The sequence below is a fragment of the Falsihalocynthiibacter sp. S25ZX9 genome, assembly GCF_041205405.1.
Taxonomy (GTDB): domain Bacteria; phylum Pseudomonadota; class Alphaproteobacteria; order Rhodobacterales; family Rhodobacteraceae; genus Falsihalocynthiibacter; species Falsihalocynthiibacter arcticus.
Window position 1 is genome coordinate 1 of the sequence record NZ_JBGFCD010000110.1, and the last position, 352, is coordinate 352.

The window sequence follows — 352 nt, forward strand, 5'->3', positions numbered from 1 at the left end:
AGAGTTTGACGACCCAAATTACATTAAAAACCCCCATAATCGCTGCTATTTCTGTAAAAGTAATCTCTATGCACGCATCCGTCAGGAATGCCACGGAGACCTAGCTGCTTGCACAAATTTGGACGACCTTGGCGAATACAGACCCGGATTGATTGCTGCGAAAGAGAATAACGTTTTACACCCTTTTGTAGAGGCCAAAATCGACAAATCGGAGTTGCGAAACTTCGCGCGGTTGCTTGGGTTGCCGGATATCGCCACATTGCCCGCACAACCCTGTTTGGCCAGTCGCGTTGAGACGGGCATTGCCATTTCCGCCGGCGACTTGGCGCTCATCCATAAAATCGAGACTGCC

General features: G+C 50.0%; 1 pseudogene. It reads left to right on the top strand.

Annotated features, from left to right (window positions below):
* A pseudogene (locus tag AB9F29_RS21505) lies at positions 1-352 on the top strand (adenine nucleotide alpha hydrolase); the annotation flags it as partial.